The following is a 16160-nucleotide window of genomic DNA, read 5'->3' as shown; positions in this document are numbered from 1 at the left end:
GGCACGCTGTTGAGTTCTCAAGGAACGGACACTTCCTTCGGACCGCATTCCTGCGGACCCTCCGGGCGCTTCGTTCTTTCGTGTTTCCAGCTTATCAGAGGTTTTCGCCACCGTTTCACCGGTGTTTCCTCGAACTCGCTTTCGTTCGCCCCTCTCGGCGCGACTCCGGAACTGTACGGGGAGCGGCGGCCGCAAAGCAAATCCGCCCCCGGGCCGGGTGGCACGGGGGCGGAAGGGGACGCGGGGCGTCCGGAAAGGCCGGAGGTCAGTGGACCTCGGTGATCTCGGGGCCGCGCGAGAAGGGGTCGATCGAGCCGCCGGCGTACGGGGACTCGGGCTCGGCGGGGGCGGCGGCGCCGTCCGCGACCATCTGGGCGTCCTCGGGGAGCTTGAGGACGATCGGGTCGCGGGGGGCCATCGGGGCCTCGCCGCGGACCACGACGGTCTGGCGGAAGACCTCTTCGAGGATGCCGGCCATCTCGGGCTGGACGGCCGCCTGGCCGGAGATCACGCCGCGGAGGAACCAGCGGGGGCCGTCGCAGCCGACGAAGCGGACCAGCTGGACGCCCTGGGTGCCGTCCGGGAGTTGGACGGGGACCTGGGCGCGGAGGTGCCAGCCGAGCGGGCCCTCCTCTTCCTCGACGGCGCCGCCCTGGCCGGTGATGCCGGTGGCGATCTCCTCGCGGACCTCGCCCCAGATGCCCTCCGACTTGGGGGCGGCGAACGCCTGGAGCTGGACGGCGCTGTTGCCCAGGACGAGGGTGGCGGCGACGATCGCGTCACCGGCGACCTCGACCCGCAGCTCCATGCCCTCGACGCCGGGGATCAGCAGGCCCCCGAGGTCGACCCGGCCCTCTTCGGGCTTCTCCAACTCGGAGACGTCCCACGGCCCGTCCGGGCGCGGGGCCGGCGGGAGGCCGACCCGGTCGGCCGGGTCCGGTTCGGTGTCGTTCTCGCTCTCGACGGAACCCTCGACGTCATCGGCCGTCTCGTCGGCGCTGATGGCGTCCTCGGCGAGCTGCTCGACAGCGTCCTCGCTCTTGCGACGACGGAACACGGTCACTGTCCTTCCCGGTCCAAGACCGAATCCAAGACCGAACGCGAATATCTGCTACCTGCTACCCATCGGACCGGCCGAAAACCGCTGCAATCGCCGATCGCACCGCTTCCACCCGCTCGTCGTGCTTCGCTCGGTGGAACCGAGACCGCGGCGCATGCTAGACCGCGGCGTGGCCGCCGGTCGAGCCGAACCCGCCTTCGGCACGGACCGAACCCGGGAGTTCACCCACCTCGTGGAAGCGGGCCTTCTCGACCTGCTGGATGACCAGCTGGGCGATCCGGTCGCCGCGCTTGAAGCGGACGGGCTCCTTGGGGTCCAGGTTGACGACGATCACCTTGATCTCACCACGGTACCCGGCATCGACCGTCCCCGGGGCGTTCACCAGTGCAACTCCGCAACGGACCGCGAGGCCGGAACGCGGGTGCACGAACGCCGCGTAACCGTCCGGTAGCGCGATGGAGATGCCGGTGGGGAGCAGCGCCCGTTCGCCGGGGGCGAGTTCGGCGTCGACGGTGGTGCGCAGGTCGGCTCCGGCGTCGCCGGGGTGCTCGTAGGCGGGGAGCGGGATCTCCGGGTCGAGCCGGCGGATCAGGATGTCGACGGGCGGGCGGACGGGGTCGGTCACGGGTTCACCTCGAAGGCTCGGGCGCGCTTGATCTGGTCGGGGTCGTCCAGGATCTTCTGCACGTCCTCCGGACGACCGTGCGTGGTGAAGTGTTCCAGCTTCACCTGGATGAAGAGTGCCTGTGCCCGGATGGCGACCGGCCCGTCGGGGGCGCCGATCCGGCCCTCGGCGGCGCTGTAGACCTTGCGGCCGTGCACGCCGGTCACCCGGGCGTGGATGTGCAGCACCGAGTCGACGGGGACGGGGCGGACGAAGTCGGTCTCCAGGCGGCCGGTGACGGCGGGGGCGCCGAGCAGCCAGTTGAGCGTGCCGAGGGTCTCGTCCATGGCGCTGACCAGGACGCCGCCGTGGGCCAGGCCGGGGCCGCCCTGGTGGGCCGGTTTGACGGTGAACTGCGCGGTGACGTCGAGGTGTTGGCCGGCGACGGCGGTGAGCTGGAGGCCCTGGGGGTGGTGCGGGCCGCAGCCGAAGCACTCGTCGTAGTGGGAGCCGATGAGGGTGCCGGGTGCGGGGGCCAGCGGGGAGCGCTCGGGGAGGGCGGCGTCCGCGGGCGGGGTGGTGGGGGTGGTGGGTCCGTTCACGGCGCCGACCCTACCTGCCGGTAGGTTTCCGGGACAGGCGCGCCGACGGGGCCCCGGGGGGTCGGCGCGGTGTGCGGAGCGCCCACAATGGGGGCATGTACGAGGAACGTCTCACCGTCCCGCGGTCCTGGTGGCTGCTGTCCGTGGCGCTCGGGCTGTCGCTCGCGCTGATCCTGCTCCGGTTCAGCGGCGTGGCCGCGCTGGTCGGGCTGGTGGTGGGGGTGGTCGCGGGGGCCGCGGCGCTGAGCAGTTACGGGTCGGCGCGGATCCGGGTGGTGCAGGGGTCGCTGGTGGCCGGGCAGGCCCGGGTCCCGGTGAGCGCGCTGGGTGCGGCCGAGGTGCTGAACCCGAAGGAGGCGGTGGCCTGGCGGTCGGTGAAGGCCGATCCGCGGGCGTTCATGCTGCTGCGCAGCTACGTGCCGACGGCGTTGAAGGTCGAGGTGACCGACCCGGCGGACCCGACCCCGTACCTGTACCTGTCGACCCGGTCGCCGCAGAAGCTGGCGGACGCGCTGGCCGGGGCGGCGGGGCGGGGCGCCGAGCGGGGTGCGGCGCGGGAGCGCTGAGGGCGCCGGCAAGACGTACGGCGCTGAGGGCGCCGGTGAAACGTACGGCGCCGCGCGGCGCCGGCAGGCGAAAGGGACGGTCCCACCCGGGGGTGGGGCCGTCCCTTTCGGTCTGTCTGCGAGCCCTGCGGGGGCAGGAGCGCGGCTCGCGCTCTGCCGGGTGCGACCGCTCGGGACGGTCGCTGCTACTGCCTCCGGCCCTGCTGCTCAGGGCCGGACGGGGCGGCGTACCGGGCCGGCGGAGGGGTCTCGCCCGCCCGGGCCAGTGCCGCTCCGTTTTCAGGCGCCGCAGTCCCGGCAGATCGGCTGGCCGTTCTTCTCGCTGTAGAGCTGGCTCCGGTGGTGCACCAGGAAGCAGCTCATGCAGGTGAACTCGTCGGCCTGTCGGGGAAGCACTCGGACCGAGAGCTCCTCGTTCGAGAGGTCGGCGCCCGGAAGCTCCAGCCCCTCGTTGGCGTCGTACTCGTCGACGTCGACCGAGCTGGACGCCTTCTCGTTCCGGCGGGCCTTGAGTTCCTCGATGCTGTCCTCGTTGAGGTCGTCATCGGTCTTGCGTGGGGTGTCGTAGTCCGTTGCCATAGTTTTCGCTCTCCCCCTTTGGGTGTGTGCGGGTATCTCCAGCGCACGTAACGCCTGGGGGGCCGGTCTTGTGCCCGACCCGAGGCCGAGATTGTGCCTTACTTCAAGCCCCGTTACTCAATCGACATCCGGACAGGGGCCCGTTGGGGTGATCGAACGAGGTCCGAACACCGTCCACCGTACGGGTGGAGCGGTTCGGACCGGAACTTTCCGATCATCACGGTCGGTGATCATCCGGGAGCACCGGGGGCGGCAACTCGGCGGCGGTGAAAGGTTCTTGGCGTCCGGGCGGGGCGCCATCGGCCGGATCGGGCGACTACCCAGTGCAACCGGCCCACCCGAACGAGTGATCACACCATCGAGGGATCCGGGTACGCCTTCCGGACAGGTGTGAGGTTCGTCACATTGGGCGCGACAGCGGGCGTTTGCCGCCAAAGCGGGCCTTTCGTCCGGAGCACGCGCGACCGGTTTGTCCGCATACCGACCGGTGCGTCCCGGTCCGGCCGGAGAGTCGCCGGAGGACCGCTGGGCGACTCGCGGAGGGCCGGCCCGCGGAGGGCCGGCCCGGGGCGGTGGCGGGGTCAGGCCCGGGCGGCGGCCGCGGCGGCGCGGCGGGCCAGCAGGGCGGCCTGGCGCTCGTCGAAGCGGGTCGCCTGGGCGTCCAGACCGGCCAGGAAGGCCCCCAGCTCGTCCTGGGCGTGCTGGCCGACCGGGCCGAGGCCGGAGACCTCCATGACCTTCAGGTGGCGCAGCACGGGCTGCAGCACGTCGTCGTGGTGGATCCGCAGGTTGTAGATGCCGCCGATGGCGATCTGGGCGGCCGAGCGCTCGAAGCCGGGCATGCCGTGGCCGGGCATCCGGAAGTTGATCACCACGTCGGCGATGGCGCGCATGGCCTGGTCGGGGGCGAGCTCCAGGGCGGCCTTGAGCAGGTTCCGGTAGAAGACCATGTGCAGGTTCTCGTCGTTGGCGATCTTGGCCAGCAGCTGGTCGCAGAGCGGGTCGCCGGAGTGGTGGCCGGTGTTGCGGTGGGCGATCCGGGTGGCCAGCTCCTGGAAGGCGACGTAGGCGACGGACTGCAGCATGCTGTGCGCGTTGTCGGACTCGAAGCCCTCGGACATGTGCGCCATCCGGGCCCGCTCCAGCTCGACCGGGTCGACGGCGCGGGTGGCCAGCAGGTAGTCGCGGATCGCTATCCCGTGCCGGCCCTCCTCGGCGGTCCAGCGGTGCACCCAGGCGCCCCAGGCGCCCTCGCGGCCGAACATGGTGGCGATCTCGTGGTGGTAGCTCGGGAGGTTGTCCTCGGTGAGCAGGTTGACCACCAGCGAGATCCGGCCCAGCGGGGTGACCTTGGACTGCTCCAGCGACCACGCCTCGCCCCCGAGCACGCCGTCGAAGTCCCGCCCCTGGCTCCACGGCACGAACTCGTGCGGCATCCACTCCTTGGCCACCTTGAGGTGGCGGTTGAGCTCGGTCTCCACGACCTCTTCGAGCGCGAGGATCAGCCTGGCGTCGGTCCAGGCGGTCGTGGCGGTTCGCTGCACGGGGGCGATGGTCACGGCGTTGCTCCTGCGAGTGGGACGGGCTGACCTACGGCTGCGTAGGTTACGACACCGTAAGTTGTCGCGGCCGCAAATGACAAGCCGCCCCTGTCCAGCGCTTATGTCGTTCCGACACGGCTGGGCGGGGGCGGCTGGAGGAGCGTCGCGGGCCGGAGCGCCCGAGGGGGCCGGTGCGGCCCCGGGGGCGCCCGGACGGCTAAGGGATGCGGACCTGGATCCGCAGGCCGCCTCCGGGGCGGGCAGTGACCTCGATGGTGCCTCCGTGGGCGCGCACCACCGAGCGGACGATGGACAGGCCGAGCCCGACGCCCTTGTCGCTGCGGGTGCGGTCGGTGCTCTTGAGCCGCCGGAACGGCTCGAAGATGTGCTCCAGCTCGTAGCCGGGCACGACCGGGCCGGTGTTGCTGACCACCAGCTCGCCGCCCCCGCCGCGGACGGGCGAGGTGGCGATCTCCACCCAGCCGCCGGGGCTGTTGTAGCGGGCGCCGTTCTGCAGCAGGTTGAGCGCGATCCGCTCCAGCAGCACGCCGTTGCCGTGCGCGGGGGCGGGCGCCAGCTGGGCGCGCAGTTCGACCTCGCGGTTGGCGGCCTCGGCCCGGGTCTGCTCCATGGCGCGCTGGGCGACCTCGGCGAGGTCGACCGGGCGGCGCTCGGTGAGCTCGTTCTCGCTGCGGGCCAGCAGCAGCAGGCCCTCGACCAGTTGCTCGCTGCGTTCGTTGGTGGCCAGCAGGGTCTTGCCGAGCTGCTGCAGGTCGGGCGAGGCCTCCGGGTCGGCCAGCTGGACCTCCAGCAGGGTGCGGTTGATCGCCAGCGGGGTGCGCAGCTCGTGCGAGGCGTTGGCGACGAAGCGGCGCTGCGAGTCGAAGGCGCGGTCGAGCCGCTCCAGCATCTCGTCGAAGGTGTCGGCGAGCTCCTTGAGCTCGTCGTCCGGGCCGTCCAGGTCGATCCGGCGGTGCAGGTCGCTGCCGGCCACCTCGCGGGCGGTGCGGGTGATCCGGCCGAGCGGGTGGAGCACCCGGCCGGCCATCGCGTAGCCGACCGCGAAGGCGATCACGGCCAGGAAGACCAGCGCGGTCAGGGCGCGGCGCAGCAGGGTGGACAGCGCCTGGCTGCTGTTGGCCTCCTGGATGCCGCTCATCACCCGGTCCAGGGTGGCCTGGTCGGTGATCTCCTGGCCGTTGAGGGTGACCGAGACCCGGGGGCCGAGGGTGAGGTGCGGCAGCTGGGCCTGGTCGAAGGCGGAGCGGACGAAGTAGTACATCAGCAGCAGCAGCACCACGCCGGCCATCAGGAACATCCCGCCGTACAGCAGGGTGAGCCGGATCCGGATGGTGGGGCGCAGGGACAGCCAGGCGAACAGGCCGTCCCCGGGGTGGTACGTGTCGTCGGCGCGGTCGCGGTCGGGGCGGCCCGGGGGGTGCGCCGGTCGTGGGGGCACCTGGTGCGGGCCCGGGGCGGGCGTGCCGGGGGCCCCGCCGGGGAGTGGCGGGGTGGTCATGGCCGGAGGTCCTCTCAGACGGTGGGTGGTTCGGGGGTGCGGGTCACACCCGGTAGCCGGAGCCGGGCACGGTGACGATCACCGGCGGGTCCCCGAGCTTGCGGCGCAGGGTCATCACGGTGACCCGGACCACGTTGGTGAACGGGTCGGTGTGCTCGTCCCAGGCCTTCTCCAGCAGCTGCTCGGCGGAGACCACCGCGCCGCCGGCCCGCATCAGGACCTCCAGGACGGCGAACTCCTTGGGGGCGAGCTGGACGGGCTTGCCGTCCCGGATGACCTCGCGGCGGCCGGGGTCGAGGCTGATCCCGGCGCGCTCCAGCACGGGAGGCAGCGGGACGGTGGCGCGGCGGCCCAGCGCCCTTACCCGGGCGACGAGTTCGCTGAAGGCGAACGGCTTGGGGAGGTAGTCGTCGGCGCCGATCTCCAGGCCCTCGACCCGGTCGCTGATGTCGCCGGAGGCGGTGAGCATGATCACCCGGGTGGCCAGGCCCTGTTCGACCACCCGGCGGCAGACGTCGTCGCCGTGGACCAGCGGGAGGTCCCGGTCGAGCACCACCACGTCGTAGTCGTTCACGGCGATCCGCTGCAGCGCGGCCTCCCCGTCGTAGACGACGTCGACCGCCATGGCCTCCCGGCGCAGGCCGGTGGCGACGGCCTCGGCGAGCAGCTGCTCGTCCTCGACGACGAGTACCCGCACGGTGGTTGTCCCTTCTGCTGGAGCGGCCCTGGCCGTGCCTGCCCGTGCGGGCCGTGGTGCGCCGGGCGCGGATCCGGACAGACGGATCCGACGGTGCCTCCATCCTGCCTGGTCGCGCGGTAAAGCAGTCGTAAGTCCGGTGCGCCGTCCGCGAAAACGGAGCGGTGCGGGCGCGTTTGGACTGTGACTCGGGCAACTTTCCGAGGAGTTGGAGGTTTCCCCGGCCGAGGGGTGGGGAGGACACGTGCACACCGTGATGCCGTCCCGTGGCGCGTCACGGCCACCACCACCCGCCGAGTGCCCCATCCGCACCGGCCTGGGACGGAAAGCCACCGGGTCGCGGCCGCCGAGCCGCCCGAGCGCCCGACCGGAACCTGCGTCCGGTCAACGGTGCCCGTCCTGGGTTTGTCCGGTTCCCGCGCCGGGGGGTCGCTCGGGCCGCGCCCGTCGACACAGCAAAGGGGGCCCGTATGGACGCCTTCACCGCCGGAATCCTTCAGCGGATCAAGAACGCCGAGCAGGATCTGCACCGCGCGATCGAGTCCGGGGACGAGTTCCTGGCCGAGGTCGAGCAGTCCGAGCTGGAGGACCTCCAGCGCCTCGCCACCGAACACGGAGTGGACCCGGTCCTCGGCACGCACCGCTCCGCCGCCTGACCGCTCCCCTTCATTCTTCCCGTACGGCGAGAGCCCCGGCCCGGTTCCCCGGGCCGGGGCTCTCGGCTGTCCGCGGGACGCCGGACGCCGGACGCCGGACGCGGAGGGGATCAGTCGTGCCAGGCGCCGAGCGCCTCCAGCCGGGCCTGCAGCGGTTCGAACAGGCCGGGCGGGGCGGCGACCGTGAGCTCGCCGTCGGCGGGCAGGCCGGGGCGGGAGCCGGTGAGCGCGCCCGCCTCGCGGGCGATCAGCAGGCCGGCGGCGCGGTCCCAGGGGGCCAGGCCGCGCTCGTAGTAGCCGTCGAACCGGCCGGCCGCCAGGTCGCACAGGTCGACGGCGGCCGCCCCGCCCCGGCGGACGTCGCGCACCTCGCCCATCAGCGCGTGCAGCACCTCGGCCTGGTGCACCCGCCGCTCGCGCAGGTAGCCGAAGCCGGTCGCCACCAGCGCCTGCCCCCAGGCCGGGGCCGGGCGGACGGCGAGCGGGCGGCCGTCCAGCGTCGCGCCGCCGCCGCGCACGGCCTGGAACAGCTCGCCGCGGGCGGGCACGTAGACCACGCCGACCACCGCCTCGCCGTCCAGTTCGGCGGCCACGCTGACCGCCCAGGAGGGCAGCCCGTACAGGTAGTTGACGGTGCCGTCGAGCGGGTCGACCACCCAGCGGACCCCGCTGGTGCCGGGGCGGTCGGCGCCCTCCTCGCCGAGGTAGCCGTCGTCCGGGCGGCGGGCCGAGATCAGCTCCAGCACCAGCTTCTCGGAGGCCAGGTCCATCTCGGTCACCACGTCCACCGGGCTGCTCTTGGTGGCGGCCACCCCGAGGTCCGCGGGCCGGCCGTCGCGCAGCAGGGCGCCGGCCCGGGTGGCGGCCTCGACGGCGGTGGCGAGGAGTTCCTGCAGCAGGTCGTCGGTCACGGGGTCCTCGTCTTCTCGGGGATCAGGCTTCTTGGGCGGCGGCGGGGCGGGGGGCCCGCGGGTTGGGGCAGCAGGCGGTGGCGCACAGGTCGTGACTGGGGCCGAGGGCGCCCAGCGCGCACCGGGTGACCGGCTCGCCGCGCTGTGCGGCGGCCCGCTCCAGCACCAGGTCCCGGACGGCGGCGGCGAACCGCGGGTCGGCGCCGACGGTGGCGGCCCGGGCGACCGGCAGGCCGAGTTCGGCGGCCTTGGCCACCGCCTCGGTGTCCAGGTCGTACTTGACCTCCATGTGGTCGGAGACGAAGCCGATCGGCACCATCACCACGGCCTCGGCGCCGTCCGCGTGCTGCGCCTCCAGGTGGTCGCAGACGTCGGGCTCCAGCCACGGGGTGTGCGGGGCGCCGGAGCGGCTCTGGTAGACCAGCTGCCAGGGCCGGTCGGCGACGCCGGTGCGCTCGGCGACCGCGGCGGCGATCAGCCGGGCGACGTCCAGGTGCTGGGCGACGTAGGCGCCGCCGGGGGTGCCGCGGGCCGGGTCGTCGGGGGCGCCGGAGGTCTCGGCCATCGCGGTCGGGATCGAGTGCGTGGTGAACGCCAGCCGGGCGCCGTCGCGGGCCCCGGCCGGGAGTGCGGCGAGCGCGGCGAGGGTGGCGTCGGTCATCGGCTCGACGAAGCCGGGGTGGTTGTAGAAGTGCCGCAGCTTGTCCACCGTCAGCTCGGGGCGGCCCTCGGCGGCCAGTTGCGCCAGCGCGTCGGCCAGGTTCTCCCGGTACTGCCGGCAGCCCGAGTACCCGGCGTAGGCGCTGGTGGCGAGCACCAGCACCCGGCGGTGCCCGTCGTCGGCGATCTCCCGCAGGGTGTCGACCAGGTACGGGGCCCAGTTCCGGTTGCCCCAGTACACCGGCAGGTCCAGGCCGTGGTCGGCGAAGTCCTTGCGCAGCGCGGCCAGCAGTTCGCGGTTCTGCTCGTTGATCGGGCTGACGCCGCCGAACAGGAAGTAGTGCTTGCCGACCTCGGCCAGCCGCTCCTTGGGGATGCCGCGGCCCCGGGTGACGTTCTCCAGGAAGGGCACCACGTCCTCGGGGCCCTCCGGCCCCCCGAAGGACAGCAGCAGCAGCGCGTCGTACGGCGCGGGTTCGGCGGGGCGGGGGGTGCGCGTGTCGGACATGGCTCCGATCCTGCCACCCGGAACGGACCGGCCGGTGCACGGGCGGCGGCCGGGCGGTGTCCGGGTTGTCCGCGAACAACCCGGATGCGGACGTTCGCCCACGCTTCGTAAGCTGTCCGGGCGAAGGTCGCACATTACCGATGGTTGCGTCCCCCACCCATCAGCCCCCGATCCGACCCCCGACGGAGCCACCCCCCGTGCTGTCCAGCTACCGCCAGATATTCGCCGCCCCCGGTTCCCTGGCCTTCTCCTCCGCCGGGCTGGTCGCCCGGCTGCCGATCTCCATGACCGGGATCGGCATCGTCACCATGCTCGGCCGGATCAAGGACTCCTACTGGCTGGGCAGCATGCTCTCCGCCGTCCTCGCGGTCTCCGCCGCGGTCCTCGGCCCGCGCATCTCCCGCCTGGTCGACCGCCACGGCCAGCGCCGGGTCGCGCTCCCCGCCACCGGCGTCACCGTGCTGGCCGCCGCCGGGCTGCTGCTCGGCGCGCACTACGGCTTCCCGGACTGGACGCTGTTCGTCTTCGCGGCCGGCATGGGCACCATGCCCAGCACCGGCTCGATGGTCCGCGCCCGCTGGGCCCACCTCTACCGGGACGCGCCGCCCAAGCTGCACACCGCGTACTCCTTCGAGGCCGTCGCGGACGAGATCTGCTTCATCATCGGCCCGATCCTGGCCGCCACCCTGGCCACCTCGCTCTTCCCCGAGTCCGGCCTGCTGCTGGCCGGGGTCTTCCTGGTGGTCGGCGTCCTGCTGTTCACCGCCCAGCGCCGCACCGAGCCCCCGGCCCACCCGGTCGAGCACCGCAGCGGCAGCCCGGTCGTCCGGGACAAGGGCATCCAGACCCTGATCCTGACGCTGGCCGCGGTCGGCGGCGTCTTCGGCTCGGTCGAGGTGGTCACCGTGGCCTTCGCCCGCGCCCAGGGGCACCCGGCCGCGTCCGGCGGCGTGCTGGCCGTGTACGCGCTCGGCTCCTGCCTGGCCGGGGCGGTCTTCGGCGCGCTGAAGTTCACCGCCCCGCTGGACCGCCGCTTCCTGGTCGGCGTCGGCGTGATGGCCGCCGGGATGGCGCCGCTGATCCTCGCCGCCCAGCTGCTGCACGGCACCGCCGCGCTGGTCGGGGTCGGCGCCGCGCTCTTCCTCTCCGGCCTGGCCATCTCCCCCACCCTGATCACCTCGATGGCGCTGGTGGAACGGCTCGTCCCGGCCGCGCAGCTCACCGAGGGCATGACCTGGACCACCACCGGCCTGGCCCTCGGCGTGGCCGTCGGCTCCTCGGCGGCCGGCATCGTCGTCGACGCCGGGGGCAGCGCGAACGGCTACTGGGTGCCGGTGGCCGCCGCCGCCCTCTCCGCGGTCGCCGCCTACACCGGACTGCCCCGGCTGCGCCGCCGGCTTGCCGCGGCGCAGCCGGCCGAGGCGGAGGCGGTGCGCTCCTGAGACGGCCGGAGCTCCCCGCCCCGAACCGTAGACCTGCGCGATCCTGGTGACTACGCTCCCCGTACCCACCGGTAGAACCGGAAGGTAGGACACGCGCGAGCGGGAGGCTCTGGAGATGACCGAGGTCTGGCGGAACTGGGCGGGGAACCAGAGCGCGCGGCCCGCGCAGGTCGTGGCGCCGGGCTCGGTCGAGGAGCTCTCCGCGGCGGTGGTCGCGGCCGGGGAGGCCGGCCTGCCGGTGAAGGCGGTCGGGGCGGGGCACTCGTTCACCGCGATAGCCGCCGCCGGGGACGCGGTGCTGGTCCGCCCGGACCGCCTGACCGCCGTCCGGAAGCTCGACCGCGAGGCCGGGACGGTCACCGTCGAGTCGGGCCTGCCGCTGCACCGGCTGAACCGCCTGCTCGCGGCGGCCGGCCTCTCGCTGACGAACATGGGCGACATCGAGGTGCAGACGGTCGCGGGCGCGACCAGCACCGGCACCCACGGCACCGGCCGGGACTCCGGCTCGCTGGCCGCGCAGATCGAGGAGGTCGAGATCGTCCTGGCCGACGGCTCGGTGCGGACCTGCTCGGCGACCGAGGACGCCGAGCTGTTCCAGGGCGCCCGGCTGGGCCTGGGCGCGCTGGGCGTGGTGAGCGCGCTGACCTTCGCCGTCGAGCCGATGTTCCTGCTCTCCGCGCACGAGAAGCCGATGGGCTTCGACGAGGTGCTGGACTCCTTCGACGACCTGACCGCGGTGAACGAGCACTTCGAGTTTTACTGGTTCCCGCACACCGACCGCTGCTCGACCAAGCGGAACAACCGCAGCCAGGGCCCGGCCGAGCCGCTGCCGAGGTTCAAGGCGTGGCTGGACGACGACTTCGTCTCCAACACGGTCTGGGAGGGCGCCTGCCGGGTGGGCCGCGCCTTCCCCGGGGCGATCCCGACCATCGCCCAGATCGCCAGCCGGGCCTGGTCCGAGCGCCGGTTCACCGACCAGGCGTACAAGGTCTACACCAGCCCGCGCAAGGTGCGCTTCATCGAGATGGAGTACGCGGTGCCGCGCGAAGCGGCCACCGGGGTGCTGCGCGAACTGAGGGCGCTGGTGGAGCGCTCCGACTGGCGGATCAGCTTCCCGGTGGAGGTGCGGGTGGCCCCGGCGGACGACCTGTGGCTGTCCACCGCGAACGGGCGGGACAGCGTCTACATCGCCGTCCACCTGTACCGGGGCACCCGCGAACTCTCCTACTTCACCGAGGTGGAGAAGCTGATGGCGGCCCACCGGGGCCGCCCGCACTGGGGCAAGCTGCACACCCGGGACGCCGAGTACCTGGCCTCCGTCTACCCGCACTTCGGCGACTTCACGGCGCTGCGCGACAAGGTCGACCCGGAGCGCCGGTTCGCCAACGCCTACCTGCGCCGGGTGCTCGGCGCCTGACCTTCCGCCGCCTCAGCCGGTGCCGGTCGGCGCGGCCGTCCCGGGCAGCGCGTCCTGCCCGCCCTTGCCCGCGCCCGCCGCCGGTTCCGCGGTCGGCGCCGCGGTCCGGTCGGTCGGGGCCGCACCGGAGGGTCCGGCGCTCGGCGAGGACGCCGACCCGGACGCCGCACCCGACGGGGTCGCCGACGGCCCGGCCGAACCGCCCGGCGTCGCCGAGGGGGTGGCGGAGGAGCGGCCGGAGGGCAGGTCGGACGGCCCGGCGGACGGGGTGTCCGCGGGGGCCTGCGGCTGCCGGTCGCCGGACGGACGCGAGGGGTTGAACGAGGTGCCGCCGCCGTCCTGCCCGGTGGTGATGTCGTGCATCGGCTTCCCGGCCGCGAGTTCCACCGCGACGATCGGCACCATGGCGAGCACGAACACCAGCCCGGAGACCGCCGCGTACGACTTCCACGTCCAACGGCGTTTCGCGCGCAGCAGCCGGGGGGCGTTCCAGTCCTGGCTGATTCCGTTCGGCGGGGCGGGTGCGGGGTGCACCGCGGGGGCGGATTCGGTACCGCGTTCCACCGCGTTGCGCAGTTGTTCCCCGGTGCGTTTGAACAGGTGCTGGAAGAGCGCGCTTCCGACGGTCGCCCCCACCGAGACGACGGCCGCACCGAGTATCGTTCCGTACACTCCGAGTTCCGAGGCGAGTACCGCGCCGGCCACCGCCGCCAGGGCGCTCGCCGCCACCTGAGCGGCCGTCAGGTCGAGCCGTCTGCGCTCGGCCTTCTCCTCCGCGGCGGCCGGTCCGTGCGCGAACTGCTGGCTCTGCTGCGGCATCCCTGTCCCTCGGTCGATGTGTCGGAATTTCGAACAAGCCTCTCCATCTTGCCCAAAGAAGGACACAAGGGTCGAAAATCCGGTTCTCTCCGGTCGATATATGTGAAGATGATCACCGTCCGTTGATCACCGGCGGGTCAATGGGGTGCCCACTCTTGAGATTCCGGTGATTCGCGGGAGACTTGAGCGGCGAGCCGCCCCTTCGGATGCCACGAATGGAGTACTGTTCGTGGAGCCTGAGCCTTCGGACTCGTTGTCGACGACCCGTCGGACGACGGACCGGGCGCCCGGGTGCGATGTCGACCGTCGACGTGGCAAACAGGCAACCGTGCCACAGCGGCGCGCCCGGGTGAAAGCCCGACACGCCGGGTAACTCTGCAAGGTTGTGGCCACTCGCCAACGGGCAGGCCACACTCAGTACGGGAGCAGCGACGCAGGTGACGTCGGCAGGCACCACCCGGGAGGTAACCGTGCCCGAACTGCGCGTCGTGGCCGTCAGCAACGACGGCACACGGCTGGTGCTCAAGGCTGCCGACAGCACGGAGTACACCCTGCCGATCGACGAGCGGCTGCGCGCCGCCGTCCGGGGTGACCGGCCGCGGCTCGGCCAGATCGAGATCGAGGTGGAGAGCCACCTCCGCCCCCGTGACATCCAGGCCCGGATACGAGCCGGTGCCTCCGCTGAGGAGGTCGCCCAGGCCGCCGGGATCTCGGTGGAACGCGTCCGCCGCTTCGAGGGCCCGGTGCTCGCCGAGCGCGCCTTCATGGCCGAGCGGGCCCGCAAGACGGCGATCCGCCGGCACGGCGAGTCCACCGGCCCGCAGCTCGGCGAGGCCGTCGCCGAGCGCCTCGCGCTGCGCGGCGCCGAGAAGGACACCGAGCGCTGGGACTCCTGGCGCCGCGACGACGGCACCTGGGAAGTCGTCCTCTGGTACCGCGCCGAGGGCGAGCACCGGCGGGCCGCCTGGTCCTACGACCCGCCGCGGCGGCTGGTCCAGCCCAACGACGACGAGGCCCGCGCGCTGATCGGCGAGAACGTCGAGCGCGAGGAGGACTCGGTCTTCCCGTTCATCCCGCGGATCGCCCGGCTGCCGCACGACCGCCCGGCCCGCCCGATGATCGAGCGGCCCTCCGCCGACCGCATCATGCAGGTCCGCGAGGCCCGCGAGGCGGCGGCCTCCGCCGCCACCGCGGCCGCGCCCGAACGGGATTCCCTGACCAGCCTGTTGGACGTGGTGCCGTCCTACCGCGGCGACCTCACCCCGGTCGGCCCGAGCGTGGAGACCACGGTCGCCGAGGAGCCCGAGGAGGTCGTCGAGGAGACGGCGGCCCCCGCCGCCAGCGTCGGCGCGGGCTCCGCGTACGCGGACATCCTGATGCCGCGCTCGGTCGCCCCGCACCGGGACCGCCTGGTCGGCACCACCGACCGCCAGGCCGAGGCCGACGGCGTCCGGCCGGGGCGCCGGGCGACGGTGCCGAGCTGGGACGAGATCGTCTTCGGCTCGCGCCGCAAGAAGCCCGAATAACGGTTTCACCTGGGAGCCCCGCCAGGGGCTCGGGGAACGGCGAGGCCGCGGCTGCGAGAGGTTCACTGCCGAAGCGCGCATCGGCTTCGGGTTCTGTTCGCTGCGCGCGGCAGCACTGACCTTCGACGGGCTCCGACCACCAGCACGTTCCCCGAGCCCCTGGCGGGGCTCACTGCCGGGGTTCTTCCTACTCCACGGGGTTGGCCGGGTTCGCCGACCACTCGCTCCAGGAGCCCGGGTAGAGGGCGGCGCCGTCGTGGCCGGCCAGCGCGAGGGCGAGCAGCTGGTGGGCGGCGGTGACGCCGGAGCCGCAGTAGACGGCGGTGCGGGCCGGGTCGGTGACGTGCAGGGCGGCGAACCGCTCGGCCAGTGCGGCCGGGGGCAGGAAGCGGCCGTCGGGGCCGAGGTTCTCGGCGGTGGGGGCGGAGACCGCGCCGGGGATGTGCCCGGCCCTCGGGTCGACGGGCTCGGTCTCGCCGCGGTAGCGCTCGCCGGCCCGGGCGTCGAGCAGCAGGCCGGTGCGGGCGAGTTCGGCCGCGCCGGCCGCGTCGACGGTGGGCAGGTGGCCGGGGTCGGCCTTGAAGTCGCCGTCGCCGGGGGGCGGGGTGTCGGTGCTGAGCGGGTGCCCGGCGGCGGTCCAGGCGGCGAGGCCGCCGTCCAGGACCCGGACGTCGCCGTGGCCGGCCCAGCGCAGCAGCCACCAGGCGCGGGCGGCGGAGAGCGCGGGCCCGGCGTCGTAGGCGACGACGGGGCGCTCGGCTGCGACGCCGGCCCGGCGCAGGGCGGCGGCGAGGCGGTCCGGGTCGGGCAGCGGGTGGCGGCCGGCCGGGCCGGGCGGGTCGGCGAGTTCGCGGTCCAGGTCGACGTAGTGCGCGCCGGGCAGGTGGCCCGCGGCGTACTCCTCGGCGCCGGGCGGGCCGCCGAGCGCCCAACGGACGTCGAGCAGGACGGGGGGCCGGTCGGAGCCGAGCGCGGTGGCGAGTTCGGCGACGCTGATCAGGGGCGAGGTCATGCCGCCATTGTGGCGCGCGGACGCGGCGCGCGGGGCGGGCC

General features: G+C 73.6%; 16 protein-coding genes. 5 read left to right on the top strand and 11 right to left on the bottom strand.

What is annotated here, in order from left to right:
• Positions 1 to 265 precede the first annotated feature (265 nt).
• The 3 genes from IH44_RS0104405 to IH44_RS0104395 form a co-directional block, all read right to left on the bottom strand.
• The gene (locus IH44_RS0104405; RefSeq protein ID WP_030458057.1) at positions 266 to 1057 is read right to left on the bottom strand and encodes a DUF3710 domain-containing protein; all 792 of its coding nucleotides are present in this window, start codon (positions 1055 to 1057) and stop codon (positions 266 to 268) included.
• Positions 1058 to 1217: 160 nt separating this feature from the next.
• Positions 1218 to 1685 carry a dUTP diphosphatase gene (gene dut, locus IH44_RS0104400; RefSeq protein WP_030458056.1) on the bottom strand — a complete coding sequence of 156 codons (468 nt, stop codon included), beginning with the start codon at positions 1683 to 1685 and terminating at the stop codon, positions 1218 to 1220.
• The gene (locus IH44_RS0104395; protein ID WP_030458055.1) at positions 1682 to 2266 is read right to left on the bottom strand and encodes a PaaI family thioesterase; all 585 of its coding nucleotides are present in this window, start codon (positions 2264 to 2266) and stop codon (positions 1682 to 1684) included. The genes dut and IH44_RS0104395 overlap by 4 nt, the downstream gene beginning before the upstream one ends.
• Positions 2267 to 2361: 95 nt before the next feature.
• On the opposite strand from IH44_RS0104395, the gene IH44_RS0104390 reads away from it, so the two are divergent.
• Positions 2362 to 2832 carry a DUF3093 domain-containing protein gene (locus IH44_RS0104390; protein WP_030458054.1) on the top strand — a complete coding sequence of 157 codons (471 nt, stop codon included), beginning with the start codon at positions 2362 to 2364 and terminating at the stop codon, positions 2830 to 2832.
• Positions 2833 to 3111: 279 nt separating this feature from the next.
• On the opposite strand, the gene IH44_RS0104385 is transcribed toward IH44_RS0104390, so the two are convergent.
• From IH44_RS0104385 to IH44_RS0104370, 4 genes are all read right to left on the bottom strand, one after another.
• Complete coding sequence (locus tag IH44_RS0104385; protein WP_014138508.1) at positions 3112 to 3411, bottom strand: DUF4193 domain-containing protein; 300 nt, start codon at positions 3409 to 3411, stop codon at positions 3112 to 3114.
• A gap of 581 nt (positions 3412 to 3992) precedes the next feature.
• On the bottom strand, positions 3993 to 4970 hold the full coding sequence (locus IH44_RS0104380) for an acyl-ACP desaturase (RefSeq protein ID WP_030458053.1): 978 nt from the start codon (positions 4968 to 4970) through the stop codon (positions 3993 to 3995).
• A gap of 199 nt (positions 4971 to 5169) precedes the next feature.
• The gene (locus IH44_RS0104375; RefSeq protein ID WP_030458052.1) at positions 5170 to 6471 is read right to left on the bottom strand and encodes a HAMP domain-containing sensor histidine kinase; all 1302 of its coding nucleotides are present in this window, start codon (positions 6469 to 6471) and stop codon (positions 5170 to 5172) included.
• Between the two features lie 43 nt (positions 6472 to 6514).
• Positions 6515 to 7168, bottom strand: a complete 654-nt coding sequence (locus tag IH44_RS0104370) for a response regulator transcription factor (protein WP_030458051.1) — start codon at positions 7166 to 7168, stop codon at positions 6515 to 6517.
• A gap of 470 nt (positions 7169 to 7638) precedes the next feature.
• Between IH44_RS0104370 and IH44_RS0104365 the strand changes: the two genes are divergently transcribed.
• Positions 7639 to 7824 carry a hypothetical protein gene (locus IH44_RS0104365; RefSeq protein WP_030458050.1) on the top strand — a complete coding sequence of 62 codons (186 nt, stop codon included), beginning with the start codon at positions 7639 to 7641 and terminating at the stop codon, positions 7822 to 7824.
• Positions 7825 to 7934: 110 nt separating this feature from the next.
• On the opposite strand, the gene IH44_RS0104360 is transcribed toward IH44_RS0104365, so the two are convergent.
• Both IH44_RS0104360 and IH44_RS0104355 read right to left on the bottom strand, forming a co-directional pair.
• Positions 7935 to 8735: an inositol monophosphatase family protein gene (locus IH44_RS0104360; RefSeq protein WP_030458049.1), complete on the bottom strand. Its 801-nt coding sequence runs from the start codon at positions 8733 to 8735 to the stop codon at positions 7935 to 7937.
• A gap of 22 nt (positions 8736 to 8757) precedes the next feature.
• Positions 8758 to 9903 carry a ferrochelatase gene (locus IH44_RS0104355; protein ID WP_030458048.1) on the bottom strand — a complete coding sequence of 382 codons (1146 nt, stop codon included), beginning with the start codon at positions 9901 to 9903 and terminating at the stop codon, positions 8758 to 8760.
• 197 nt (positions 9904 to 10100) lie between these two features.
• Here IH44_RS0104355 and IH44_RS0104350 point away from each other — a divergent pair, with 197 nt between their 5' ends.
• A complete protein-coding gene (locus IH44_RS0104350) occupies positions 10101 to 11345 on the top strand; it encodes an MFS transporter (protein ID WP_030458047.1) in 1245 nt (414 codons plus the stop codon).
• 115 nt (positions 11346 to 11460) lie between these two features.
• Positions 11461 to 12762, top strand: coding sequence for a D-arabinono-1,4-lactone oxidase (locus tag IH44_RS0104345; protein ID WP_030458046.1), 1302 nt, complete (start codon positions 11461 to 11463; stop codon positions 12760 to 12762).
• A gap of 12 nt (positions 12763 to 12774) precedes the next feature.
• Here IH44_RS0104345 and IH44_RS40565 read toward each other — a convergent pair whose 3' ends face one another.
• A complete protein-coding gene (locus IH44_RS40565; RefSeq protein ID WP_051816541.1) occupies positions 12775 to 13581 on the bottom strand; it encodes a hypothetical protein in 807 nt (268 codons plus the stop codon).
• Positions 13582 to 14018: 437 nt separating this feature from the next.
• Between IH44_RS40565 and sepH the strand changes: the two genes are divergently transcribed.
• A complete protein-coding gene (sepH, locus tag IH44_RS0104335; RefSeq protein WP_081966717.1) occupies positions 14019 to 15107 on the top strand; it encodes a septation protein SepH in 1089 nt (362 codons plus the stop codon).
• 187 nt (positions 15108 to 15294) lie between these two features.
• Here sepH and IH44_RS0104330 read toward each other — a convergent pair whose 3' ends face one another.
• Positions 15295 to 16119 carry a sulfurtransferase gene (locus IH44_RS0104330; RefSeq protein WP_030458043.1) on the bottom strand — a complete coding sequence of 275 codons (825 nt, stop codon included), beginning with the start codon at positions 16117 to 16119 and terminating at the stop codon, positions 15295 to 15297.
• Positions 16120 to 16160: the final 41 nt, after the last annotated feature.

Origin of the sequence: Kitasatospora sp. NRRL B-11411 (assembly GCF_000721345.1) — a bacterium.
Lineage (GTDB): Bacteria > Actinomycetota > Actinomycetes > Streptomycetales > Streptomycetaceae > Kitasatospora > Kitasatospora cineracea.
This window is presented reverse-complemented; position numbering and strand designations above follow the sequence as displayed.